Here is a 21890-nt window from a genome sequence, read left to right as displayed (position 1 = left end):
GCAGGCGGAAAGGAAAAGGCTACACGCGAGCAGCGAACGGCGTGAAATCGGTACGCTCATCGAAGACATCCACTCCTTCGCGCCGCTTCAGGAACCCGACCACCGCATAGGTGACCGGCGTCAGCAGCGCTTCCCACGACACTTTGAGCGCCCATTGTGTCAGCATGACTTGGAGCACAAGCTCGTTCGTCCAGCCGGCGGCGCCCCAGAAAGCGAGCGGATAGAAGATCAGGCTGTCCACACCCTGACCGGCGACGGTGCTGCCGATGGTCCGGGTCCACAGATACTTGCCGCCGGTCCAGACCTTCATCCGCGCGAGCACGACCGAATTGACGAATTCGCCGGCCCAGAAGGCCGCGATGGAGGCCATGACGATTCGCGGCACCTGCCCGAACACCTGTTCATAGGCGGCCTGGCCCGTCCAGCTCGGCGCGGGCGGAAGCTTGACCACCACCCAGGCCATGAAGGCCATGAACAGCATGGCCGCCGTGCCCACCCAGATGCAGCGGCGCGCGCGGGCATAGCCGTAGACCTCGGTCAGGAGGTCGCCGATCACGTAGGACAAGGGAAAGAAGAGGATGCCCGCGCCGAACGGCCACAGGCCGACGAGCGGCAGGTCGATCTCCGCGACCTTGCCGGCGCCGAGAATGTTGGAGAGCAACAGGATGACGACGAAGGCCGCCATGACGAGGTCGAAATAACGCAGCGGCCGCCCGTGCAGCGAGCCCGCCTCGACCCGTTGAATCTCTTCCATCACCACCCCCGTCACTCGGCCGCCAAAGTGAAGAAGCAAGCTCGCGGGTCAAGCCCGGGGTGACGCAAGGCCGTATCGAGCGCTAGGGAGCCTCCATGACCGACGAACAACTGATCGCCGCCGCCCGCGCCGCCGCGCTCAAGGCCTATGCTCCCTATTCCGGCTTTTCGGTGGGCTGCGCGATCCTCAGCGTCGACGGCGCGGTGGTGACCGGCGCGAACATGGAGAATGCCTGCTACCGGCTGGGCCTGTGCGCCGAGCAGAGCGCGCTGACCGCCGCCCAGCATGAATTCGGGCTCGACAAGGTCGCCCGGATCGCGGTCGCGGGGGGCAATGGCTCGGGCGATTCGCTGTCGGGCGAACAGCCGGTGACCCCGTGCGGCGGCTGCCGGCAGGCGTTGCTCGAAGCGGCGCAGCTTGGGAATCGCGACCTCGAGATCGTCTGTTCGAGCGGCGATGGCCAGACGGTCGAGCGGCATCGCCTGTCCGAGCTCATCCCGCACGGCTTCGGCCCCGCCAGCCTCGGCGACGCCGCCTAGGCTACGCCGCGAGCCAGCCTTGCCATTCGGCGGCGAGGGCCGCGGCCGCCTCCGCTGACCCGGTTGCGACGAACAAGGTGTCGTCGCCGCAAATCGTCCCGGCGACCCCCTCGAGCGCGGCGGCGTCGAGCGCGACCCCGACGAGATGCGCCGAGCCGGGCGGCGTCCGGAGCACCACGAGGCTTGCCGCGGGCGTGACCGAGCGGACCCACTCGGCGAGGATGCTGCGCAGCCGCCGCTCTCCCGCCGGCAAGCCGCCGAGCGAATCGGGCAGCGCATAACGCGTTTCTCCGCCCTGCCTTATCTTGACCGCGCCCAGCTGCTCGAGGTCGCGGCTGACGGTCGCCTGCGTGACCTCATGGCCGAGCTCGCGGAGGGCGGACGCCAGCTCGTCCTGGCGCGTCAGGCTGCGCGTGCGGAGCAGGTCGGCAAGCGCGGCCAGACGTCGGTTGCGGGCATCGGTCATGCAAACTTTATGCATGAACTTGCATAGACATGCAAATGGGCCCATAGCCGCCCTCCCATGATTCGTGCCGCCATCCTCGGTGCCTCCGGCTATGTCGGCGGCGAGCTTCTGCGACTCCTCGCGCGCCATCCGGCGATTGCCGCGACGCGCCTGTTCGGGGACAGCAAGGCTGGGCAGAAGCTTGGCCAGGTCCACCCGCATATCGCCGTCCCGCTTGCCGACCTCACCGTCGAGCGGTTCGACCTCGCCGCGCTCGACGGCATCGACCTGGTGCTTGCCGCCCTCCCCCATGGCGAAAGCCAGAAGATCGCCGGCGCCATCCTCGAGAAGGGGTGCAAGCTGGTCGACCTCGGCGCCGACTTCCGGCTGCACGATCCGCAGGATTATGCACATTGGTATGGCGAACCCCATCAGGCGCCTGAATTGCTCGGCCGGTTCGTCACGGGCATTCCCGAATTCCACCGCGACGCCATCCGGAGCGCGCAGGCGGTGGCGGCCGCCGGCTGCTATCCGACCGCGACGATCCTTGCGCTGAAGCCCCTCGTCGACGCCGGACTCGTCGATCCCGCCAGCATCATCGTCGATGCGGCGAGCGGGGTCAGCGGCGCGGGGCGCGGGCTCAAGGAAGGCACCTCCTACAATGTGGTCGAGGGAAGCTTCGTCGCCTACGGTCTTCTCAACCACCGCCACACCGCCGAGATGGAACAGGCACTGGGCGCGACCATCCTCTTCACCCCGCACCTCGCCCCGATGACCCGCGGCATCCTCGCCACCTGCTACGCCACCGCGACGCGGGACATGGGCCCGGACGAGCCACTCTCCGTCCTCCGCTCGGCTTATGCCGATGAGCCGTTCGTCCGGGTGAGCAACGAGCCGCCGGCGACCAAGTGGGTCGCCGGCAGCAACGGCGCGGTGGTCACCGCCCGCTACGACCCCCGCACCGGCCGGGTCGTGGCGCTGGGTGCGATCGACAATCTCGGCAAGGGCGCCGCCGGGCAGATGATCCAGTGCGCCAACCTGATGACCGGGCTGGACGAGGCCGCCGGCCTTGCCGCCGAAGGAGTATTTCCATGAGCGTTACCGCCGCCGAGGGCTTTGTCGCCGCCGGCCTCCATGCCGGGATCAAGCGGGCCAAGCCCGACATGGCGCTCCTCGCCACCGAGGATCGCCAGCCGGTCACCTGCGCCGCGGTCTTCACCCAGAACAAGTTCAAGGCGCCGCCGGTCCAGCTCGACCAGGCTTTGCTCGACGCCAATGGCGGCAAGGCGGCGGCGGTGATCGTCAATTCGGGCAACGCCAATGCGGGAACCGGCGCCGCCGGCTATCGCGACGCGCAGGCGATGCAGATGGCCGCGGCGCAGGCGCTCGGCACCAGCAGCGCGCATGTCCTCGTCTGCTCGACCGGGATCATCGGGACCCCCCTGCCGATGGACGTCATCCTGCCCGCCGTGCCGAAGCTGGCGGGCGCGCTGTCGGTCGCGGGCGGCACGCAAGCGGCCGCGGGGATCCTCACCACCGACCATGTCGCCAAGGAAGTCGTGGTCCGCGGCGAGAACTGGACGATCGGCGGCATGGCCAAGGGCTGCGGCATGATCGCGCCCAACATGGCGACCATGCTGGCGTTCCTCACCACCGATGCCGACGTTCCCCGCGAGACGCTCCAGGCGATGCTCAAGGCGGCGAGCGACACGAGCTTCAACACCTTGAACGTCGACGGCGCGACCTCGACCAACGACACCGCCATGATCTTCGCCGGCGGCCGCAAGGGCGCGCCCGCCGACCTCGACGCCTTCGCGCGCGGGCTGGCCGAGGCCTGCCGCGACCTCACCATGAAGATGGCGCATGACGCGGAAGGCATGACCCGCCTTGCCCATCTCCATGTCACCGGCGCGGCGAGCGATGCCGAGGCGCGGATCGCGGCCAAGGCGATCGCCGAGAACAATCTCGTCAAGTGCAGCTGGTATGGCGCCGATCCCTACTGGGGCCGGCTGCTGGCGGCGGCGGGTTCGGCCGGGGTCGCGCTCGAGGTCGAGCGGAGCGCAGTCCTTTATGGCGGGATCAAGGTCGCCGAGGGCGGCGTTCAGGTCCCGCACGACGCGCAGGCCCTCACCGAGCACATGCTGGGCACCGAATTCGCCATCGAGGTCCACCTGGGCGCCGGCACCGGGGAGGCCCGGATGATCGGGGTCGACCTCGGCCCCGGCTACATCAAAGAGAATAGCGTGACTTCATGAACGACCTCCACGCCCCCGACATCCAGCCGACGACCCTGGAGCAGGACGACGACATGGCGCGGCGGATGCTGACCCCGTCGAGCACTGCGGAGATCCTCGTCGACGCCCTCCCCTATATCCAGCTGTTCGCCGGCAAGGCGGTGGTGGTGAAGCTCGGCGGCGCGGCGATCGACCCCGAAAGCGATCGCGCGCTGGCGCAGGACGTGCTGCTGCTCCGCTCGGTCGGGGTGCGCTGCGTGGTCGTTCACGGCGGCGGCCCGCAGGTCGACGCGATGCTGCGGCGGGTCGGCAAGGAGCCCGAGTTCAAGGATGGCCTCCGCGTCACCGACGCCGAGACGCTCGAGATCGTCCGCATGGTGCTGGTCGGCAAGATCAACCGCGACCTCGTCGCCACCATCAACGGCCAGGCCGGCGACGAGCCGGTCGCGGTCGGCGTCTCGGGCGAGGATGCGGGGCTGCTTCGGGTCGCGCCGCGCGACACCTCGCTCGGCTATGTCGGCGACGTCGCCGATGTCCGCGCCGATCACCTGCTGCGGCTGCTCGAGGACGGGATGGTCCCGGTGGTCTCGACCATTGGGGCGGACGAGAACGGCCAGCCCTTCAACGTCAACGCCGACGAGGCCGCCAAGGCCATCGCCATTGCGATGAAGGCCGAGAAGATCGTCTACCTCACCGCCGCCCCCGGGCTGCTCGAGGACCCGAAGGACGAGGCCACGCTCATCCCGCGCCTGACCGCGGCCGAGCTGCGCGCGAAGATCGACGACGAGAGCGTCGGCGGGGGCATGATTCCCAAGCTCACCGCCTGCGCCGACGCGGTCGAGGGCGGGGTCCCGTTTGCCCACATCATCGACGGGCGCGTACCCCATGCGCTGCTAATCGAGCTGCTGACGAAGCACGGCATCGGCACCATGATCAAGGCGGAGGCCAATTGGTGAAGCACCTCCTGACTTTGCGCGACCTCGCCGCCGACGACCTGTCGGCTATGCTGGCACTGGCCGAGGCTGATCCGGCGCCGGTCCTCGCCGGCAAGGGCGCCGCGCTCTACTTCGAGAAGCCGAGCGCGCGGACCCGCAACTCGATGGAACTGGCGGTCCACCAGCTCGGCGGGCATCCGGTCTACCTGACCCCGGCGGAACTCGGCATCAGCACCCGCGAAAGCGTCGAGGACATCGCCCGCACGCTCGCCTGCTATCATGGCGTGATCGCCGCGCGGGTGTTCGACCACGGCGTGCTCGAGCAGCTGGCGGCGGCGAGCCCGGTACCGGTGGTGAACCTCCTGTCGGGCACCGACCATCCCCTGCAGGGGCTCGCCGACCTTCTCACCATCCGCCAGCTCATGGGCCGGATCGAGGGCGTGAAGGTGGCTTATGTCGGCGACGGCGACAACAATGTCGCGCGCAGCCTCGCGCAAGGGTGCGCGGCGCTCGGCGCCGAACTCACCATCGTCGCGCCCGAGGGCTATCAGCTGTCGGACGCGCCGGCCGGGGTCGCGCAGACCGCCGATCTTGGCGCGGTGGCGGGCGCGGATATCGTCTACAGCGACGTGTTCGTCTCGATGGGCCAGGACGGCGAGGCCGAGCGGCGCATGGCCGACCTTGCCGCCTACCAGGTCGACGAGGCGCTGATGGCGCGTACGCCCGACGCCTGGTTCCTCCACTGCCTGCCCGCGCGGCGCGGCGAGGAAGTGACCGCGGGAGTCATCGACGGCCCGCGCAGCGCGGTCTGGCGCCAGGCCGAAAACCGGATGCACAGTGCGCGCGGCGCGCTGATGTGGCTTCTCCAGCAGGACTGAAGAAACATGGCTAAGCTCAAGGTCGTGCTCGCTTATTCGGGCGGGCTCGACACCTCGATCATCCTCAAGTGGCTCCAGACCGAATATGATGCGGAGGTGGTCACCTTCACCGCCGACTTGGGGCAAGGCGAGGAAGTCGAGCCGGCGCGCGCCAAGGCCCAGATGCTGGGCATCAAGCCCGAGAACATCTTCATCGACGACCTCAAAGAGGAGTTCGTCCGCGACTTCGTCTTCCCGATGTTCCGCGCCAACACCGTCTACGAGGGGCAGTATCTGCTCGGCACGTCGATCGCGCGGCCGCTGATCGCCAAGCGCCAGATCGAGATTGCCCGTGAGGTGGGCGCCGACGCCGTCTGTCACGGCGCGACCGGCAAGGGCAACGACCAGGTCCGCTTCGAGCTCGGCTATTATGCGCTCGAGCCCGACATTCGCGTGATCGCCCCGTGGCGCGAATGGCAGTTCGCCAGCCGCGAACAGCTGATCGACTTCGCCGAGAAGAACCAGATCCCCATCAATAAGGACAAGCGCGGGGAATCGCCCTTCTCGATCGACGCCAATCTCCTTCACTCCTCATCCGAAGGGAAGGTGCTGGAAGACCCGGCAAGGCAAGCGCCCGAATATGTCCACCAGCGGACCATCAGCCCCGAGGACGCGCCCGACCAGGCGACCGTCATCACCATCGATTTCGAAAAGGGTGATCCGGTCGCCATCGACGGTGAGCGGCTGAGCCCGGCGGCGCTGCTGACCAGGCTCAATGAACTCGGCCACGACAATGGCATCGGCCGCCTCGACCTCGTCGAAAACCGCTTTGTCGGCATGAAGAGCCGCGGGGTCTACGAGACGCCGGGTGGGACCATCCTGCTCGCTGCGCACCGGGGGATCGAGAGCATCACCCTCGACGGCGGGGCGATGCACCTCAAGGATTCGATCATGCCGCGCTACGCGAGCCTGATCTACAACGGCTTCTGGTTCGCCCCCGAGCGCGAGATGCTCCAGGCGCTGATCGACAAGAGCCAGGAGATGGTCACCGGCCGGGTGACCATGACGCTCTATAAGGGCAATGCCACGGTGATCGGCCGGGAGAGCGACTATTCGCTCTACAACGAGGACCTCGTCACCTTCGAGGAGGGCTCCGGCGCCTACGACCAGCGCGACGCGGCGGGCTTCATCAAATTGAACGCCCTGCGCCTGCGGATCGCGGCGCAGCGGGCGAAGAAGGTCGGCCGCTAGCAAATGCCGTCGTCCCCGCGCAGGCGGGGATGACGTCAGTCGGCGAGCATCTCCCGCCACCGCGAAACCTGCGCGCGCACGTTGTCGGGCGCCGTCCCGCCATGGCTGGTGCGGCTGGCGACCGAAGCCTCGACGCTAAGGACGTCGAACACGCGCGCGTCGATGCGGGGATCGATCGCCTGCAATTGCGCGAGGCTGAGGTCGGCGAGGTCGCACCCGCCCTCCTCGGCCGCCTTCACCGCGCGGCCGGTGATGTGGTGCGCCTCGCGGAAGGGCACGTTCGCCTCGCGTACCAGCCAGTCGGCAAGGTCGGTCGCGGTCGAGAAACCGCTTGCCGCCGCCGCGCGCATGGTCGCGGGGACGAAGGTCGCGCTCTCGACCGTGCCCGCCAGCGCGGCGAGGCTGAGCATGAGGAGGTCATGCGCCTCGAAGGTCGGCGCCTTGTCGTCTTGCATGTCCTTTGAATAAGCGAGCGGAAGGCCCTTCATGGTGATCATGAGGCCCGTGAACAGGCCGATGATCCGTCCCGAATGGCCGCGCACCAGCTCGGCCGCGTCGGGATTGCGCTTCTGCGGCATGATCGAGCTTCCGGTCGACCATTGATCCGACAGCTTGACGAAGCCGACCGGCGGGCTTGCCCACATGATCACTTCCTCCGCCAGCCGCGACAGGTGCAGCGCGCATTGCGCGGCGGCCGAGAGGTAATCGAGCGCGAAGTCGCGGTCCGAGACGCTGTCGAGGCTGTTGGCGGTCGGCCGCTCGAAGCCGAGTGCGGTCGCGGTGGCCTCGCGATCGGTGGCGAAGCCGGTCCCGGCCAGCGCCGCGGCGCCGAGCGGACATTCTTCCGCCCGCTCGTCGGCGTCGTGAAGCCGCGAGACGTCGCGCTGGAGCATCTCGACATAAGCGAGGAGATGGTGGCCGAGCGTCACCGGCTGCGCGACCTGCAGGTGGGTGAAGCCGGGCATGATCGTAGCCGCATGTTCCTCGGCGCGCGCGACGAGCACCTGCTGCAGCGCGACGATTGCCGCGGCGGCCTCGCGGCACGCGCGCCTGACCCACAGCTTGAAGTCGGTCGCGACCTGGTCGTTGCGCGAACGGGCGGTGTGGAGACGGCCGGCGGCCGGACCGATCAGCTCGGCGAGGCGGGCCTCGACCAGCATGTGGATGTCCTCGAGGTCGGCACGGTCAGGAACGCCGTTCGCCTCGAACTCGGCCTCGATGGTGTCGAGTCCAGAGAGGATCGCGGCGGCGTCGTCGGCGTCGATAATCCCGCAGTCGCGCAGCATGGCGGCATGGGCGCGCGAGCCCGCAAGGTCCTCGCGCCACAGGCGGCGATCGACCGGCAGGCTGTTGTTGATCGCCTGCATGATTTCCGACGGACCCGCGGCGAAGCGGCCGCCCCACATCTGATTGCTGCTCATGGCGCCGCCTATAGGACGGAGGCGCCGCTCCTCACAATCAGTCGGCCAGCGTTCGTTCGAGCGCCGCGGCAAGCTCGGCCTGGCGGAAGGGTTTGCTGAGATGCGGGAAGGCGGGCGACAGGCTGTCGAGGTCGGCATAGCCAGACACCACCAGCACCGGCAGATCGGGCATCGCCTCGCGCAGCTGGACGGCAAGGTCGGTGCCGCTCAATCCGGGCATCAGCTGGTCGGTGACGAGGAGGTTCGGGCGGGTGCCATCGCGGACCCGCTCCAACGCATCTTCCCCGCTCGCCGCTTCGATCACCCGGTAACCGAGCTCGGCCAGCATCCCGGCGGTGGAGGCCCGCACATATTCCTCGTCGTCGACCAGCAGCACGATGCCCGCGCCATGGCGCTCGCTCTCGGCCGCTTCGGCGGGTCCCGCGGCGACCTTGCCGTCGGCGACCGGAAGCCACAATTCGATGGTGGTGCCGATCCCCGGCGCACTGCGGATGTCGAGCGCACCGCCGAGCTGTGCGGCAAGGCCATGAACCATCGACAGGCCGAGCCCGGTGCCCTTGCCGATCCCCTTGGTCGAGAAGAAGGGCTCGATCGCGCGGCGGCGGGTTTCCTCGTCCATGCCGACGCCGGTGTCGCTCACCCCGATCACGACATGCGCGCGCTCGCCAAGGCCGAGGCGGCGTCCGCTCCCGCCCGGCTCGCAGCGGACCGTTATGCTGAGCGTACCGCCGTCGGGCATGGCATCGCGCGCATTCACACTGAGGTTGAGCAGCGCCATTTCGAGCTGGTTGCCGTCAGCGAGCGCGGGCGGAATGCCGGCGGGGATTTCGCTCCGCACCCGGACCCGAGGACCCGAGGTCGAATCGATCAGCTCGCTCATTTCGGAGACGATTCGGGCGACGTCGATCGGCTGCGGCTGGAGCGGCTGGCGGCGGGCGAAGGCGAGCAGGCGCTGGACCAGCACCCGCGCCCGCTCGGCCGAGGCGAGCGCGCCCTCCATCAGGCGGCTGGTGCGCTCGTCGAGGACCTGCTTGCGCTGGAGCAGGTCGAGGCTGCCGATGATCGGCGTCAATAGATTGTTGAAGTCGTGCGCGACGCCGCCGGTCAGCTGGCCCATGGCTTCCAGCTTCTGGCTTTGCCGAAGCGCTTCCTGCGCCGCCTCGCGCTCGGCGACCACCTTCTCGACCTCGCGCTCGAGCCCGAGCGTCAGCCGGCGCTCGCGATCGATGTCGATCGAGGCGACCACGCCCCCCGTGATTTCGCCTTCGGGGGAAAGGATCGGGGCGGCCACGTAACGCAGCCAGCGGAGCACACCGTCGCCGCGCTGGACCTGGCACTCGAGTTCGGGCCGATCCTCTCCGCCGAGCGCGCGGGCGAGCGGATATTCCTCGCTCGCGACCTTCCGGCCATCGGCGTGGAAGGCCACGTAATCCGTGCCGTAATCGGCAATCCGCGAACTCGCCTTGAGGTCGTGGCCCAGGAATTCAGCGATCTGGTGGTTGCTTCCGGTCAGCCGACCCTCGGCATTGGCGAACATCAGCCCAACCGGCACGGCTTCGAGGATCGCGCGCAACCGCGCCTCGCTCGCCTGGAGCGCGCGGTCGGCTTCGACCCGATCGTCGATGTCGGTGCAGGTACCCATCCAGCGCACGATCGTGCCGCTTTCGTCATGGACCGGAAGCGCCCGGCCAAGCACCCAGCGATAGGCCCCGCTGTGATGGCGGAGCCGATATTCGATCTCGTACGGTTCACCGGTCGCGAGCGAATGGGCCCAGCGCTGCCAGGCGAGCGGCTGGTCGTCGGGGTGGAACATGCCGTTCCAGCCTTCGCCGTCGGTGGTGCCCGCCGGCGCGCCGGTGAACTCGTACCAGCGGTCGTTGTAGAAATCGTGATAGCCGTCGGGCAGCGTCGACCAGACCATCTGCGGGATGGCGTTGAGGCGAAGGCGAAGCTCGCTCTCGCTCTGCTCCAGGGAGCGTTCGCGTTCGACCCGCTCGGTCACGTCGGTGAAGAGGATCGCGACCTGATGCAGATCGGGACGGCCGATGGGGAAGGCATAGACCTCGAACCAGCGTCCGAGGGCGGCCGCCTGTTCGACGAAACGCTCATGCACGCCGGTTCGGGCGATCCTTCCGTAACGCTCGGTCCAGGAGGGTTCGAGGTCGGGTATGACGTCGCGGACCGACTTGCCGATGACGTCGCCGGAAAGCCCGCTCTGGCGGATGAAGGCCGGATTGATCTCGGTGAAGAGGTGGTCGGTGGCACGGTCGCCCTCGAAGGCGACCTGGACGATGCAGAAGCCCTGCTCCATCGATTCGAACAGGGTCCGGTATCGTGCTTCGCTGTCGCGCAGCGCCTCCTCGGCGGCCCGACGGTCGGATATGTCGACCACGGTGCCGACCACACGCAGGCAGCGTCCGTCGTCGCTGAACAGCCCGCGCCCTTTGGCGGCGACCCAGCGGACCACGCCGTCCTCGCGCCCGACGGTCCGATATTCGACATCGTAGAGCGCGCGCCGGGCGGGATCGGCGGCGGCGGCGTAGGCGGTGGCGACGGCGTCGAAATCCTCGGGATGGAGACCCGCGTAGAAGTCGTCCATCGTGACCTCGACGTCGGGTGGGAGCCCGAACAGCCGCTTGACCAGAGGCGGCCAGGTCAGCCGGCCATTGGCCTCGTCGACGTCCCAGAACCCGACCTCCGCATGCTCGGTGGCGATGCGCAGCCGCTCCTCGGAGCGGGCAAGCGCCTGCTCGGCCTCGGACTCGCCTACCCCGGGGGGCGAGTCGGGCAGTTCGGTCGCGGTGCCGATCGCGTAGCGAAGACCGTGCTTTCCGGCCGCGACGGGCTGGAGCCGGGCGTCGCAGCGGATGGTGCGGCCGTCTTGGGCGCCGAGCGTGACGGGCCCTCCCCATGCCTGCCCGGCGGCGAGCGTGGCGGCAAGGTCCGCGGCAACGCTTGGGCCCTCGCCGGGGAGCAACAGCGGCAACCAGCGCTCGGCGACGTCGGCGGGGTCGGTCCCGGCGAATTCGCGCCAGCGGGCATTGGCCCATTGCAGCCGACCGTCGGCGTCGACGATCCAGGCCAGCAGGGGAAGATGTTCGGCGACCTCGCGCCAGATGTCCGGCGACAGGCCATTTCGGGTCGGGGAAGTTACCGCGTCCATGCCAAGCTTCTCGTCCCCGCCTGGGCTCACCATAACCCGCCTGTGAAACGATTGGCAAACGCGACATCGGTCGGGGTTGCGCGGCAGCCCGCCCCTGCCCTAGCGCTGGTGCAAATCATCGCTTGGGGGAAAGAATGCCGCTGCCGCCCGTCTTCGACACGCTCCGCTTGCCCGTCATCGGCGCACCCCTGTTCATCGTCTCCAATCCCGCCCTGGTGATCGCCCAGTGCAAGGCCGGCGTGGTCGGCAGCTTTCCCGCGCTCAATGCCCGCCCGCAAAGCCAGCTCGACGAGTGGCTGCACGAGATCACCGAGGCGCTGGCCGAGCACGACCGCGCCAATCCCGACCAGCCCGCCGCGCCGTTCGCGGTCAACCAGATCGTCCACCGCTCGAACGTCCGCTTCGAGGAGGACATGGCGACCTGCGCCAAGTGGAAGGTGCCGATCGTGATCACCTCGCTGGGCGCGCGCGAGGAACTCAATATCGCGGTCCATTCGTGGGGCGGGATCACGCTCCACGACGTGATCGACGACCGCTATGCCCGCAAGGCAATCGAGAAAGGCGCCGACGGCCTGATCGCGGTCGCGGCCGGAGCCGGCGGCCATGCCGGGCGCTGGTCGCCTTTTGCCCTCATCCAAGAGATCCGCGCCTGGTTCGACGGACCGCTCGCACTGTCGGGCTCGATCGCCAATGGCGGGGCGATCCTCGCCGCGCAGGCGATGGGGGCCGACGTCGCCTATGTGGGATCGCCCTTCATCGCCACCGACGAGGCGCGGGCCAGCGAGGACTACAAGCAGGGCATCGTCGAGGGCTCGGCCAAGGACATCGTCTATTCGAACCTCTTCACCGGGGTTCATGGCAACTACCTTCGCTCGTCGATCGAGAAGGCCGGGCTCGACCCCGACCATCTCCCCGAGAGCAGCCCCGAGGCGATGAGCTTCGGCGGGGCCGCGGGCGCCAAGGCGTGGAAGGACATCTGGGGTTCGGGCCAGGGCATTGGCGCGATCGACCGGGTGCAGCCGGCCGCCGACCTCGTCGCGCGCTGGCAGGAAGAATATTGCGCGGCCAGGGCGCGGATCTGCGGCTGAGCGACCCTATTCCGCGAAGGCCGGCGCCAGCAGCGGGTCAACGCGCGAGGCCGGTCGGCGGACCGCGAGGCTGAGGATCGCCCAGGACAGGAGCAGCACCAGCCAGCCGAAGCGGCTCGCGAAGTTCGTGACGAGGTGCAGCATGCTCGCCTGCGGTGCGGGATTGCGGTTGAGATCGCGCGGCTGGATCCGTCCTGCCTTGGCCGCCGCGATCAACTGCAAGCCGACTACCGGGCCGTAATAAGAGTTGAGGCGTGGGCTTCCGGCCAAGAGTTCGTCCAGCGGATAGCGGCGGACCCTGATCTCTCTGTCGGCGTCATAGACCCACCAACGTCCGTCGATCCGGACCGCGGCAAGGAAGTGACCGGGCCGATTGACGCCGATCGACTGGTAGTCGAGGCCAAGACGGCTCGCGACGGCCTGGAGGACGATCGACTGCTGGCTGCAGGCGGCGCGCCGGAACTTGAGGATGTCGTCGGGTCGCACCGGACTCGCCAGGTCGCTCCAAAGTGGCTTCAGGAGACTAAGAATCCAGTTCTGGTCGAACCGGAAATAGCTGTAGGAATGAAAGAAGCGGCGCCGGATCAGAGCATCGGCCAGGTCGAGCATCTCGACCGCGGAGGCGCCGGGCGCTTTCGCTTCGAGTATCGCGACCAGTTCGTCGATGCTCGAGATCCCCGTCAATTCGGGGTCGAACTGGTCGAGCTCCTCCCTTGGAATAGGCGGAGGCGCGGACGGATTGAGCGACGCCCACGCCGTGATCGCCGCCATCATTGTGCCAACAACGAACAGAAGAAAAAGAAAACTCGAGAATAATTTCTTCGAAGTAAACGCAGAATTACTTGGAACCGAGTGCATATTCATATCGGCCGCGGCTATTGCACGGACGACCAAGTAATGGTGGGGCGAATTATACCATTATGGAAGTATAGACGCTCTTCCAGGGCTCAGGCCATGGCACGGGCCTGCGTGTCGCCCGATCGACCGCGACATGGGTGAATGTCCCCGCAGCCGCCGCACACTCGCTGCCGGGCGCAAAAGCTCCCAGAGCGTAGTGCACGCTGCTGCGGCCCAGCTTTTCCACCGCCAGCCCGACCTCGACCTCGCCCGGGAAGGACAAGGGCGCGAAATAATTGCAAGACGTTCCCACCACTAGCGCGATGGGATCGCCGGCCTCGATGTCGAGCAGCTTGGCCTCGACCAGCATGGTGTTCACCGCGCTGTCGAACCACTGGTAGTAGATGGCATTGTTGACGTGACCGTAAGCGTCATTGTCCGCCCAGCGCAAAGTCAGCCGGCACCAATGACGGAAGCGCGTCCGGAACGGCGCGACCGGACGACTCACCAGGCCGCCTCGTAAAGGCGGCGGGCATCGTCCTCGCCGATCGGCACGGGATTGTTGATGAGCAGGCGCTGCTGCTTCATCGCCTCGCGGGCAAGCATCGTCGCCTCCTCGCGGGCGATGCCGTGGTCGCGCAGCCGCGGCTGGAGTCCGGCGACAAGGATCAGCGCTTCCATCTGCTCGATGAGCCGCGCGGCGGCGGCCTGGCTGCCGAGGCTTCCGGCGGCGGGATCGAGGATCGCGGCGAGCTCGGCATAGGGTTCGCGCGCCGCCTCGGCGTTGAAGGACAGCACCGGCCGAAGCATCAGCGCGTTGCTCAGCCCGTGCGGCAGGTGATGGATCCCGCCGAGCGGATAGGCGAGCGCATGGACCCCGGCGACCGGCGCATTGGCGAAGGCGAGACCGGCGAGATGCGCGCCGAGCAGCATCGCCTGCCGCGCTTCGAGGTCGTCCGGAGTCTCGCACGCACGAACGAGATTGGCGCCGAGCAGGCGAAGCGCCTCGCGCGCCTGCATGTCGCTGAGCGGGTTCTTGAGCCGCGCCGAGGTATAGGCCTCGATCGCATGGACCATGGCGTCGATCCCCGTCGCTGCGGTCAGCGCACGCGGCTTGCCGACGGTGAGCTGGGCGTCGAGCACGGCGATGTCTGGGATCAGTACCGGGCTGTTGACGCCGCGCTTCTCGTCGCCCTCGACGGTGATGATCGCGACCGGCGTGGCCTCGGAGCCCGTCCCGGCCGTGGTGGGCACCAGCGCCAGCGGAAGCCGGCGGCCGCGCGCGAGGCCGACGCCCCAGATGGTGTCGAGGTCATCGCCCGAACCCATCAGATAGGCCGCGAGCTTGGCGACATCCATCGGGCTGCCACCGCCGAACCCGACGACCGCGTTGGCGCCGCCGTCGCGTCCCGCCTCGACCGCCGCCAGCAAGGTCGCTCGGCTGGGGTCCGCCTCGACCGAATCGAAGGTGATGACGTCGCGGTCGCGCGACAAAGTCGCAAACAGCGCATCCGACAGGCCAAGCGAGCGGACCGACTTGTCGGTGACGAGGAGCACGGGTCCGGGCGGGAGCAGCTCGGCGAGGTCAGGGGTTCGGCCGCTGCCGATCAGCAGCCGGGGGCCGGGATTGAGGATGGGTCCGCTGGTCACTCCGGCGGACTAGCCGGTCAGCGCGGCGTGTTCCAGATGAGGTCGCGCTCGAGCCGGCCCATCAGCGCCCGGGCCGGGCTGGCCGGCGGCTGCTCGATCAGCTGGTCCTCGTCGAGCCGGCGGACGCGCTCGTAAAGGTCGGTGCTGGACGCGATCAGCGCCTGCGCGCCGCGCGGCAATTGCTCGACGACCGCCGGATCGCTCGCCCCGGCATGGCCGAGCCGCCGCTCGGGCCGGCGCCCGGAGGCCGCGGTCAATTCGCCGGTCTCGACCGCACGCTGGGTGAGCAGCCAGGCGATGATGTGCATCAGCCGGGTCGTGACCTTGAGCGATTCGCAGGCGAAGCCGACCCGGACGAAGGGGTCCATGCCATCGCGCTCGGCGCGGCCCTGTGCATCGAAATAGGTGCGCGCCTCGTCGGCCAGCAGCATCGCCTCGGTATAAAGGCTTTCGACCAGCCGCGGTGTGATCCGGCTCCCGGCGGTTCCCAAAGGCGTGACGTCGCTCATTGCCCCACCTCCTTATCCTTGCAGCGGGACCGGGAAAACGCCCCGCGCGAGTCGCCTGCTCCGCCCGGTCCCAATAAGGGACAGCGTGCCCCCCTGGGTCACGCGATGATGTCCGGGATCGCCGTGTCGAGCAGCCGCTGGATCTCGTCCTTGAGCCGCAGCTTGCGCTTCTTGAGGCGCGCGACCTCGAGCATGTCTGTTTCGGGATCGGCGACCCGCACGGCGATGTCGGCGTCGAGCAGGCGGTGCTCGGCACGCAGGGCTTCAAGGCGAGCGGCGGGAAAGTCGTCGTTCATGGGCTGCTGGGACGGTTCTAGAGGAAGGAAACGGCCCGGTCACGGCCAGTCGGCGCGATCGCGCGGTCAACGGCGCAAATAGGGCGGGACAAACGGCGGGTTTCGTGATTTCTTCACATGGCTGTCACACCAACGAAAGGGAATGACGCACGATGGAAAAGGCATACGTCGAGGCGCTCGCATCAAAGCACGCCGCAATCCAGTCGCAGATCGATGCGGAGGAACAGCGGCCCAACCCCGACGACATCCTTCTCCACCGACTGAAGAAGGAAAAGCTTCGTCTCAAGGACGAGATGCTCGGCCTGACCGTCCACTAGGAGAAGGCGCCGCCCTGGCCCGGCCGGGGCGGCATCCCTTCCACCCGGATCAGTCGTCGCGGCTGATCTTCTCGATCCGCTCGTGCTTCTCCTGCGCTTCGAGCGTCATGGTCGCGATCGGACGGGCTTCGAGGCGGCCGATCCCGATCGGCTCACCGGTCACTTCGCAATAGCCATATTCGCCCGCGTAGAGGCGGCGAATGGCGGCGTCGATCTTGGCGATCAGCTTGCGCTGGCGGTCGCGGGTGCGAAGCTCGATCCCCCAATCGGTCTCGCTCGAGGCGCGGTCGGCAAGGTCGGGTTCGCGCAGCGTATCGACCTGGAGCTGGGCCATGGTCGCCCGGCTCTCCTCGATGATCGCTTCCTTCCACGACCGCAACTTGGCAAGGAAATAGGCCCGCTGCAGCGGCCCCATGAACTCTTCCTGTTCGGTTGGGCGATAACCCTCGGGCAGAACGATCCGGTCGAATGGTTCCGGTGTCTCGTAAACGTCGCTCAATGCGGTCGCCATCATCCCCTCCCCAAGTGGATTGGCGAGGACGCGCCGGTCAAATCTGGCGCGCCGGTACCAACCCAAAGCACACCCGCCACCATTTACCCGGCCAACCGGGCGTCCGGAGGCGATACATAGGCTTTTCCGATGTTTAAGCTCGGAAGAAGCCCAACAACCCCTGCCGGCGCCTGTACTTGCGTCGGGAGGCGTGAACAAGCGCTGAAATAATGGTTTCACCTGTGTTGTTGCCAAAATGGCGCAACGGCGGTTGCGACAAGGCGGCGCGCTGCGCATAGCCCTTTTCATGCGCATCCTCCTCACCAACGACGACGGCGTGAACGCCCCGGGCCTCAAGCTGCTCGAGGAGGTCGCGCGGCAATTCACCGACGACCTGTGGATCGTCGCTCCGTCCGAGGAGCAGTCGGGGACCGGCCATTCGCTCACCCTCACCCGCCCGGTCCGTCTGCGCAAGCTGGGCGAGAAGCATTTCGCGGTCGCGGGCACGCCGACCGACGCGGTGCTGATGGCGCTGTTCCACCTCATGCCCGACCAGCGCCCCGACGTGATCCTGTCGGGGATCAACCGCGGCGCCAATCTCGCCGAGGACGTCACCTACAGCGGCACCGTCAGCGCGGCGATGGAGGGCGCGCTCGCCGGCGTGCGGGCGATCGCGCTGAGCCAGGTCTATGCCCGCGAAGGCATGGGCGACACCGTGCCCTTCGCCGCGGCGCAGGCCTGGGCGCCCAAGGTGCTCGCGCAGCTGCTCGGCGCCGACATGCCCGCGGGCACGCTCACCAACGTCAATTTCCCCGCCCTCGCACCCGACGAGGTCAAGGGCGTTCGGGTCGTTCGCCAGGGCATCCGCGACTATGGCCGGACCCGGATCGTCCAGCGCACCGATCCGCGCGGCTACAATTATTACTGGTTCGGCCTCGGCCCCTCGGTCGAAACGCCGGGCCACATGACCGACCTCGAGGCGGTCGCCGACGGCTATGTCTCGGTCACTCCGCTGCATCTCGACCTCACCCACGAGCCCTCGCTCGGCGCCCTCGCGGAGCGTTTCGCGGGGCAATGACCTTCGATCCGAAGGATTGGTACGCCTTCAAGGAGCTGGTCGCGCATGCCACCGGCTGGCCGATGGACACGCTTCACGTCATGGTCGGCGTGCTGCTGCAGCTCTTTTTCGCGGCGGTCCTGCGGCGCTCGATCGCGCGTCCCGCGCCGTGGCTGATCGTGCTCGCGCTCGAGCTTGCTAACGAAGTCTATGACCTGTGGTTCGAACGCTGGCCCGACCTTGCCATGCAGCTTGGCGAAGGCCTGCGCGACATTCTTGGGACGATGATCCTGCCGACCGTGCTGCTACTGGTCGCGCGGCGCTGGCCGGGCCTGCTGGCGGGCCGCCGGTGAGCGACGCGCGCCCGCTTGCCACGATCGTCCGGGCGACCGGTCCCGACGGGCGGCGACGGCTGGCGCTGCTCGCGGCGCTGACGATCGCGGGCGGGCTGGCCGAATTCGCCTCGCTCGCTGCGCTGCTGTCGCTGCTTCGGGGCTGGTTCGGCGCGACCGGCGCGCGCCTTGACGGGGGGCCGCTCGCGCTGTTCGCCGTCGCCATCCTCGCTGCGGGCGCCATCCGCCTCGCACTCCTCGCCGCGACCGAGCGCCTGGCCTTCGACACCGGCCACCGGATCCTGGTCGCGGTCCAGCGCCGGGTGCTCGCGCGGGACTGGCTGAGCCATGTCGCGGCGCGCGCGAGCGGCCCGGTCGCGGCGGTCGAGCTGGTCGACGCCTGGCTGTTCGGCGCGCTCCTTCCGTGGCTTCGCGCAGGAACCGCGATCGTGCTCGCGGCCTTCATCGTCGCCGGCCTCCTGTGGGTCGATCCGCTCGCCGCGACCGTCGCCTCGCTGCTGCTGGGCGGCCTTTTCGCGCTCGTCTGGCTGGCGATCCGCCCGGCCTTGCGGCGCGCGGGCGATGCGATCGCCGACGGCTATGAGGAACGCGTCGCCGCCATCCAGGAGAATGTCGGCGCGCTGCGCGAGCTGATCCTCGCCGACGCGCGCGAGGCGGCGGCGGAGCATTTCCGGATCATCGACCGGCGCCTGACCCGCGCCCGGGTCCAGCTCACCGTGATCGGCAGCACGCCCCGGATCCTGGTCGAGAGCATCGGCCTCCTGCTGCTGGTCTGCCTCGCGGCCTGGCTGGCGAGCCGGCCCGGCGGCGCGGTCGCGGCACTGCCGACACTCGCGACACTGGCGCTCGGCGCACAGCGGCTGCTGCCCCTGTTCCAGGCAATCGGCCAGGCGTCCGGCAATGCCGCCGCCATGCGTTCGCTGAGCGCACGGGTCGCGGCGCTGATCGACACGCCTGACCTTCGCGCCGAGCCGCGTGCCGACCCCCTCCCCTTCACCCGGGAGCTTCGGCTCGACCAGGTCGGCTTCACCTATCCCGAGCGCGACGCCCCGGTGCTCGACCGGCTCGACCTCGTCATCCGCGCCGGCGAGCGGATCGCGCTGACCGGGCGCAACGGCAGCGGCAAGAGCACGCTCGCCGATCTCGTCATGGGGCTGCTGCCGCCGACCAACGGACGCATGTTCGTCGACGGGGTCGAGCTCACGCCTCACCAATTGCGGGCCTGGCAGCGCAATGTGGCGCACGTGCCCCAGAGCCCCTTCCTCGCCGACGCCAGCATCGCGCGCAACATCGCCTTTGCGGTGGCCGAGCCCGACCATGTCCGGGTGGTCGAGGCGGCGCGGCTCGCGGGGCTTCACGACTTCATCATGGTCCTCCCCCGCGGCTATGAGACGCGCGTCGGCGACCGTGGGCAATTGCTGTCGGGAGGCCAGCGCCAGCGCCTTGCGCTCGCCCGCGCGCTCTACGCCCCTGCCCCCTTGCTGGTGCTCGACGAGGCGAGCAGCGCGCTTGATCCCGAGACCGAGCAGCACCTGCTCCGCGCGCTCGACGCGCTCCAGGCGGGCGGCACCACCATCCTGCTGATCGCGCATCGCCCCGCGATGCTGGCGGGCTGCGACCGGGTGCTCCGGATCGAGCGCGGGGCGCTGGTCCCGGCCTAGGCGGCGGCGCCGAGCGTGTCCTTCTGCGCGTCGCGCCAGCTTTCGAACATCAGGATAGGCCACAGCGCTGACGTGCTGTCGCGGGTTCCGGCCTGGTGGGCGAGATAGCGGCGGCGGACCGCCTTGACGTTGAACAGCCCTTCGCGGCGCAGGCGGTCCTCGGACAGCAAGTCGTCGGCCCAGGCCCGGAGCGGCCCGCGCATCCATTCGCCGACCGGGATACCGAAGCCCGCCTTGGGCCGGTCGGTCAGCGCGCGCGGCACATGACGGTCGAGGATCGCGCGGATCGGCAGCTTGCCGCGCCCGTCGGCGATCTTCATCGCCAGGGGCACCCGCGCCGCGACCGCCGCGAGGCGATGGTCGAGGAAGGGGACGCGGGTCTCGAGGCTGACCGCCATCGAGGCCCGGTTGACCTTGCACAGGATGTCGTCGGGCAGATAGCCGAGCGCGTCGCCGAGCATCATCAGCTCGGCCGGGCTCGCACCGGCGAGCGCCAGGCCCTCGGTTCGCGGGGCGGCGGCGCCCAGCACCGGATTGGCCTCGAACGCCCATTCGTCGATGAACGAGGCGTAGATGTCCTGCGGCCCGCTGGCGGTGGTGGCCACCTTGAGGCCCTTGGCAATCCGCGCCGCGCCGCTGCCCTTGGGGCCGCTGCGAACGAGCAATTCGAACCAGCGCTGCGGCAGGTGGCCGAGCGGCCGGCCGAGCGCGCGCACGCCGCTCGGGATCGGCGCCAGCCGGCGCCACAGCTCGGGGCCGATGATGTGGCGGTTGTAGCCGCCGAACAGTTCGTCCCCGCCGTCGCCGGTCAGCGCGACCGTGACGTCGCTGCGGGCGAAGCGGCTGACGAGATAGGTCGGGATCTGCGAACTGTCGGCGAAAGGCTCGTCGTAGATGGTGGCGAGATTCGGCAGCACTGCCTGCGCCTCGGCCGGGCTCACGTACATTTCGTGATGCTCGGTCCCGAGGTGCGCGGCGACCGCGCGGGCATGGGGCGCCTCGTCGAAGCCGGCCTCGGTGAAGCCGATCGAATAGGTCTTCACCCTGGCGCCCGACACCTGCTGGTAGAGCGCGGTGACGGTCGAGCTGTCGAACCCGCCCGAAAGAAAGGCGCCGACCGGCACGTCGGCCACCGCCTGGTCGGAGATCGCCTGGCGCAGCGCTTCCTCGACCGTGTCGATCGCTTCCTCGCGATCGGTGATGGGGTCAGCCAGCCCCTCGGCGACCACGTCGCGATAGGACCAGTAGGACGAGAGCCGAAGGCCTCGCCCCGCCTCGCCCGTCCGCGGCGGCGCGGTCAACGGGTCTGCCCCGGCTTCGACCGACAGGATGGTCGCGGGCGGAAGCTTGAAGATGCCGCGATAGATGGAAAGCGGAGCCGGGATGTATGTCCGCGCGGCCAGCGCCGCGACAGCCTCGCGGTCGATCTCGGCGGCGAAGCCGGGCATCCGGCGCAGCGCCTTGAGCTCGGACGCGAAGACGAGGTCGCGGCCGATCCAGCCGTAGTAGAGCGGCTTCTCGCCGAAGCGGTCGCGGACGAGGAACAGCCGGCGTTGCTGCCGGTCCCACAGCGCGAAGGCGAACATGCCGACCGCGCGGGCGAGCATCGCCTCGAGCCCCCATTGGGCGATCCCTTCGAGCAGGGTCTCGGTGTCGCTATGGCCCCGCCAGCCGCCTGCGGGCGCCGCGCCGACGCCCTCGAGCTCGGCCCGAAGCTGGCGGTGATTGTAGATCTCGCCGTTGAAGCAGAGAACGAAGCGGCCGCTGTCCGACGTCATCGGCTGCGCCCCGCCCGGCGTCAGGTCGACGATCGCGAGGCGGCGGTGCGACAGCCCGATCCCCGCCTCGCCATCGCTCCACACGCCGCCGGCGTCGGGGCCGCGATGATGCAGCGCGTCACTCATCTGCCGAAGCAGGTCCTCGTCTCCGCCCTTGCGGCCGAATATTCCTGCAATGCCACACATGCCGCGCCTCTAACGCGCCGACCGGCCGCAGGGAAGCACGGCTAGCCAAGGAACTCGCCGCTGGCTAAA

At 68.8% G+C, this 21890-nt stretch carries 22 protein-coding genes; 11 read left to right on the top strand and 11 right to left on the bottom strand.

Features of this window, described 5'->3' with window-relative positions:
• Nucleotides 1-19: 19 nt before the first annotated feature.
• Nucleotides 20-754, bottom strand: a complete 735-nt coding sequence (locus BS69_RS0111490) for a queuosine precursor transporter (protein WP_029942371.1) — start codon at nt 752-754, stop codon at nt 20-22.
• 95 nt (nt 755-849) lie between these two features.
• Here BS69_RS0111490 and BS69_RS0111485 point away from each other — a divergent pair, with 95 nt between their 5' ends.
• On the top strand, nt 850-1293 hold the full coding sequence (locus BS69_RS0111485; RefSeq protein ID WP_029942095.1) for a cytidine deaminase: 444 nt from the start codon (nt 850-852) through the stop codon (nt 1291-1293).
• A 1-nt stretch (nt 1294) separates the two neighbouring features.
• On the opposite strand, the gene BS69_RS0111480 is transcribed toward BS69_RS0111485, so the two are convergent.
• The gene (locus tag BS69_RS0111480) at nt 1295-1759 is read right to left on the bottom strand and encodes an arginine repressor (RefSeq protein WP_037504846.1); all 465 of its coding nucleotides are present in this window, start codon (nt 1757-1759) and stop codon (nt 1295-1297) included.
• 57 nt (nt 1760-1816) lie between these two features.
• On the opposite strand from BS69_RS0111480, the gene argC reads away from it, so the two are divergent.
• Genes argC through BS69_RS0111455 form a run of 5 tightly spaced genes read left to right on the top strand, consistent with a single transcriptional unit; the run spans nt 1817 to nt 7015 of the window.
• Nucleotides 1817-2833 (top strand): N-acetyl-gamma-glutamyl-phosphate reductase, encoded by a 1017-nt coding sequence (argC, locus tag BS69_RS0111475; RefSeq protein WP_029942093.1) that lies wholly within the window; start codon nt 1817-1819, stop codon nt 2831-2833.
• The gene (gene argJ / locus BS69_RS0111470; RefSeq protein WP_029942092.1) at nt 2830-3993 is read left to right on the top strand and encodes a bifunctional glutamate N-acetyltransferase/amino-acid acetyltransferase ArgJ; all 1164 of its coding nucleotides are present in this window, start codon (nt 2830-2832) and stop codon (nt 3991-3993) included. The genes argC and argJ overlap by 4 nt, the downstream gene beginning before the upstream one ends.
• Entirely contained in the window at nt 3990-4928 is a 939-nt protein-coding gene (gene argB / locus BS69_RS0111465; RefSeq protein ID WP_245605158.1) for an acetylglutamate kinase, read from the top strand. The genes argJ and argB overlap by 4 nt, the downstream gene beginning before the upstream one ends.
• A complete protein-coding gene (locus BS69_RS0111460) occupies nt 4925-5785 on the top strand; it encodes an ornithine carbamoyltransferase (protein WP_245605167.1) in 861 nt (286 codons plus the stop codon). Before argB ends, BS69_RS0111460 begins: the two co-directional genes overlap by 4 nt.
• Nucleotides 5786-5791: 6 nt before the next feature.
• Nucleotides 5792-7015: an argininosuccinate synthase gene (locus BS69_RS0111455; protein ID WP_029942089.1), complete on the top strand. Its 1224-nt coding sequence runs from the start codon at nt 5792-5794 to the stop codon at nt 7013-7015.
• Nucleotides 7016-7050: 35 nt separating this feature from the next.
• On the opposite strand, the gene argH is transcribed toward BS69_RS0111455, so the two are convergent.
• Entirely contained in the window at nt 7051-8421 is a 1371-nt protein-coding gene (argH, locus tag BS69_RS0111450; RefSeq protein ID WP_029942088.1) for an argininosuccinate lyase, read from the bottom strand.
• 52 nt (nt 8422-8473) lie between these two features.
• Complete coding sequence (locus BS69_RS13355) at nt 8474-11599, bottom strand: PAS domain S-box protein (RefSeq protein WP_051676777.1); 3126 nt, start codon at nt 11597-11599, stop codon at nt 8474-8476.
• A gap of 134 nt (nt 11600-11733) precedes the next feature.
• Between BS69_RS13355 and BS69_RS0111440 the strand changes: the two genes are divergently transcribed.
• On the top strand, nt 11734-12687 hold the full coding sequence (locus BS69_RS0111440; RefSeq protein ID WP_029942086.1) for an NAD(P)H-dependent flavin oxidoreductase: 954 nt from the start codon (nt 11734-11736) through the stop codon (nt 12685-12687).
• Between the two features lie 6 nt (nt 12688-12693).
• On the opposite strand, the gene BS69_RS0111435 is transcribed toward BS69_RS0111440, so the two are convergent.
• The 5 genes from BS69_RS0111435 to BS69_RS0111415 form a co-directional block, all read right to left on the bottom strand.
• Nucleotides 12694-13581: a SirB1 family protein gene (locus BS69_RS0111435; RefSeq protein WP_156957017.1), complete on the bottom strand. Its 888-nt coding sequence runs from the start codon at nt 13579-13581 to the stop codon at nt 12694-12696.
• Between the two features lie 16 nt (nt 13582-13597).
• Nucleotides 13598-14032, bottom strand: coding sequence for an acyl-CoA thioesterase (locus BS69_RS0111430; protein WP_029942084.1), 435 nt, complete (start codon nt 14030-14032; stop codon nt 13598-13600).
• Nucleotides 14029-15174, bottom strand: a complete 1146-nt coding sequence (locus tag BS69_RS0111425; protein ID WP_084184610.1) for an iron-containing alcohol dehydrogenase — start codon at nt 15172-15174, stop codon at nt 14029-14031. The genes BS69_RS0111430 and BS69_RS0111425 overlap by 4 nt, the downstream gene beginning before the upstream one ends.
• A 17-nt stretch (nt 15175-15191) precedes the next feature.
• Nucleotides 15192-15683 (bottom strand): DUF1465 family protein, encoded by a 492-nt coding sequence (locus tag BS69_RS0111420; RefSeq protein ID WP_037504845.1) that lies wholly within the window; start codon nt 15681-15683, stop codon nt 15192-15194.
• Between the two features lie 98 nt (nt 15684-15781).
• Nucleotides 15782-15979, bottom strand: a complete 198-nt coding sequence (locus tag BS69_RS0111415) for a DUF465 domain-containing protein (RefSeq protein ID WP_029942081.1) — start codon at nt 15977-15979, stop codon at nt 15782-15784.
• 152 nt (nt 15980-16131) lie between these two features.
• Between BS69_RS0111415 and BS69_RS14040 the strand changes: the two genes are divergently transcribed.
• On the top strand, nt 16132-16296 hold the full coding sequence (locus BS69_RS14040) for a YdcH family protein (RefSeq protein WP_084184608.1): 165 nt from the start codon (nt 16132-16134) through the stop codon (nt 16294-16296).
• 49 nt (nt 16297-16345) lie between these two features.
• Here the strand turns inward: BS69_RS14040 and dksA are convergent, their stop codons facing one another.
• Nucleotides 16346-16807 (bottom strand): RNA polymerase-binding protein DksA, encoded by a 462-nt coding sequence (gene dksA / locus BS69_RS0111405; RefSeq protein ID WP_029942080.1) that lies wholly within the window; start codon nt 16805-16807, stop codon nt 16346-16348.
• 286 nt (nt 16808-17093) lie between these two features.
• Between dksA and surE the strand changes: the two genes are divergently transcribed.
• From surE to BS69_RS0111390, 3 genes are read left to right on the top strand one after another with little or no spacing between them, the layout of a single operon-like run.
• Complete coding sequence (surE, locus tag BS69_RS0111400) at nt 17094-17864, top strand: 5'/3'-nucleotidase SurE (protein ID WP_029942079.1); 771 nt, start codon at nt 17094-17096, stop codon at nt 17862-17864.
• Nucleotides 17861-18196, top strand: coding sequence for a hypothetical protein (locus BS69_RS0111395; protein WP_029942078.1), 336 nt, complete (start codon nt 17861-17863; stop codon nt 18194-18196). Before surE ends, BS69_RS0111395 begins: the two co-directional genes overlap by 4 nt.
• A complete protein-coding gene (locus BS69_RS0111390; RefSeq protein WP_084184606.1) occupies nt 18193-19857 on the top strand; it encodes an ABC transporter ATP-binding protein in 1665 nt (554 codons plus the stop codon). The genes BS69_RS0111395 and BS69_RS0111390 overlap by 4 nt, the downstream gene beginning before the upstream one ends.
• On the opposite strand, the gene asnB is transcribed toward BS69_RS0111390, so the two are convergent.
• Nucleotides 19854-21821, bottom strand: coding sequence for an asparagine synthase (glutamine-hydrolyzing) (gene asnB, locus BS69_RS0111385; RefSeq protein WP_029942076.1), 1968 nt, complete (start codon nt 21819-21821; stop codon nt 19854-19856). The genes BS69_RS0111390 and asnB overlap by 4 nt on opposite strands.
• Nucleotides 21822-21890 lie beyond the last annotated feature (69 nt).

The organism is Sphingomonas astaxanthinifaciens DSM 22298 (genome assembly GCF_000711715.1).
Taxonomy (GTDB): Bacteria; Pseudomonadota; Alphaproteobacteria; order Sphingomonadales; family Sphingomonadaceae; genus Sphingomicrobium; species Sphingomicrobium astaxanthinifaciens_A.
Note: the sequence above shows the minus strand (reverse complement) of the source record. Positions and strands in the feature narration are given on the sequence as shown.

Excerpts from the sequence above, each read along its gene's own strand:
- BS69_RS0111480 (WP_037504846.1), bottom strand. The coding sequence starts at position 1,759 with ATGACCGATGCCCGCAACCGACGTCTGGCCGCGCTTGCCGACCTGCTC.
- argJ (WP_029942092.1), top strand. The coding sequence starts at position 2,830 with ATGAGCGTTACCGCCGCCGAGGGCTTTGTCGCCGCCGGCCTCCATGCC.
- argB (WP_245605158.1), top strand. The coding sequence starts at position 3,990 with ATGAACGACCTCCACGCCCCCGACATCCAGCCGACGACCCTGGAGCAG.
- asnB (WP_029942076.1), bottom strand. The coding sequence starts at position 21,821 with ATGTGTGGCATTGCAGGAATATTCGGCCGCAAGGGCGGAGACGAGGAC.
- BS69_RS0111455 (WP_029942089.1), top strand. The coding sequence starts at position 5,792 with ATGGCTAAGCTCAAGGTCGTGCTCGCTTATTCGGGCGGGCTCGACACC.
- BS69_RS0111415 (WP_029942081.1), bottom strand. The coding sequence starts at position 15,979 with ATGAACGACGACTTTCCCGCCGCTCGCCTTGAAGCCCTGCGTGCCGAG.
- BS69_RS0111490 (WP_029942371.1), bottom strand. The coding sequence starts at position 754 with ATGGAAGAGATTCAACGGGTCGAGGCGGGCTCGCTGCACGGGCGGCCG.
- argH (WP_029942088.1), bottom strand. The coding sequence starts at position 8,421 with ATGTGGGGCGGCCGCTTCGCCGCGGGTCCGTCGGAAATCATGCAGGCG.
- BS69_RS0111485 (WP_029942095.1), top strand. The coding sequence starts at position 850 with ATGACCGACGAACAACTGATCGCCGCCGCCCGCGCCGCCGCGCTCAAG.
- BS69_RS13355 (WP_051676777.1), bottom strand. The coding sequence starts at position 11,599 with ATGGACGCGGTAACTTCCCCGACCCGAAATGGCCTGTCGCCGGACATC.
- BS69_RS14040 (WP_084184608.1), top strand. The coding sequence starts at position 16,132 with ATGGAAAAGGCATACGTCGAGGCGCTCGCATCAAAGCACGCCGCAATC.
- argC (WP_029942093.1), top strand. The coding sequence starts at position 1,817 with ATGATTCGTGCCGCCATCCTCGGTGCCTCCGGCTATGTCGGCGGCGAG.
- dksA (WP_029942080.1), bottom strand. The coding sequence starts at position 16,807 with ATGGCGACCGCATTGAGCGACGTTTACGAGACACCGGAACCATTCGAC.
- surE (WP_029942079.1), top strand. The coding sequence starts at position 17,094 with ATGCGCATCCTCCTCACCAACGACGACGGCGTGAACGCCCCGGGCCTC.
- BS69_RS0111420 (WP_037504845.1), bottom strand. The coding sequence starts at position 15,683 with ATGAGCGACGTCACGCCTTTGGGAACCGCCGGGAGCCGGATCACACCG.
- BS69_RS0111395 (WP_029942078.1), top strand. The coding sequence starts at position 17,861 with ATGACCTTCGATCCGAAGGATTGGTACGCCTTCAAGGAGCTGGTCGCG.
- BS69_RS0111440 (WP_029942086.1), top strand. The coding sequence starts at position 11,734 with ATGCCGCTGCCGCCCGTCTTCGACACGCTCCGCTTGCCCGTCATCGGC.